1 protein-coding gene is annotated in these 1,459 nt (G+C 68.9%); it reads left to right on the forward strand.

The window, feature by feature from the left end:
• Positions 1 to 181 precede the first annotated feature (181 nt).
• Positions 182 to 1,435, forward strand: coding sequence for an ISL3 family transposase (locus AB0O24_RS18920; RefSeq protein WP_275800873.1), 1,254 nt, complete (start codon positions 182 to 184; stop codon positions 1,433 to 1,435).
• Positions 1,436 to 1,459 lie beyond the last annotated feature (24 nt).

The raw sequence follows: 1,459 nt of genomic DNA on the forward strand, positions 1-1,459 counted from the left end.
GGCTCTTCGGACATCCGGTGGGGGTGAGGCTCGCGGGGTGATGGTCGGTGTGTAGGGGTCGAGGTCCCCGAGGATCAGAAGCGCTAACTCTCTGATCGACCCCGAGGACCTCGACGTGCTTCACCCTACTTCGGGGTGCGCTTCGGCGCGCTCTGCTTGCTGTCCGTGTGCCCGCTGCGACCTGCTCGTCGGCCTCCCCGGTGTTCATGTCGAGCACGTCGACCGTCGCGACGGGCTGCTGGTCGTGACGGTCTCGAGCGCCGCCGCGCCTGCCGGGTGTCCGTCGTGCGGTGTCGTCGCGACAGGTCGAGGGCGCCGCCGGCGGGTGCTGCATGACGTGCCCGGAGCGACCCGGGTGCGGATCGTGTGGCGGCAGCGGGTCTGGCGCTGCGACGACGAGAACTGTCTGCGGAAGACATTCACGGAGCAGCTGCCGCCGCTGGTCGCCCGGCGTGGGTCGATCACGACGCGCGCTATCGGCTGGGCGATCGGGCAGCTGCGTCGCGAACACGCCACGATCGCGGGCCTGGCCCGGCAGCTCGGGACGTCGTGGAAGACGGTGTGGCGGGCCGTCGAACCCGAACTCGTCAAGCTGGCCCTCGATGAGACCCGGTTCGAGAACGTCACCACGCTCGGCGTCGACGAGCACATCTGGCACCATGTCGACCCCCGTAAGCGCGGCCCGAAGGAGTTGACCGGGATGGTCGACCTCACCCGCGACGAGCACGGAAAGACGCGGGCCCGGCTGCTGGATCTCGTCCCGGGCCGGTCGGGGAAGGCGTATGCCTCCTGGCTCGGTGATCGTGGCGACGCGTTCCGGAAGAACGTGCGAGTGGCAGCTCTTGATCCGTTCGCGGGTTACAAGACTGCGATCGACGACAAGCTGCAGGACGCCACCGCGGTGCTCGACGCGTTCCACGTCGTCAAGCTCGGCACCGCCGCCGTCGACGAGGTCCGCCGCCGCGTCCAGCAAGACACTCTCGGGCATCGCGGCCGTAAAGACGACCCGCTCTATGGGATCCAGACCATCCTCCGCGCCGGCGCCGAGAACCTCACCGAGAAACAACGCGCCCGCCTCGTCGCGGCGCTCGACGCTGACCCCGCGCACGAGGAGGTCTTCGTCGCCTGGCAGTGCGCGCAGGAACTCCGCTCCGCCTACCACGCGAAGGACCTGGCCGAGGGGCGACGGATCGCGGAGAAGGTCGTGGACTCATTCCACTCCTGCCCGATTCCCGAGATCGCCAGGCTCGGCCGGACACTTCGCCGCTGGCGGGACGCGTTCCTCGCGTACTTCACCACCAGTCGCGCGAACAACGGCGGCACCGAGGCCATCAACGGCATCATCGAGCTACACCGCCGACTCGCCAGAGGCTTCCGCAACCGCGACAACTACCGGCTACGCATGCTCCTCGCCGCCGGCGGACTCACACCATGACCCCCACCGAATGTCCGAAGAGCC

This window comes from Microbacterium sp. NPDC086615 (assembly GCF_040686055.1).
Lineage (GTDB): Bacteria > Actinomycetota > Actinomycetes > Actinomycetales > Microbacteriaceae > Microbacterium.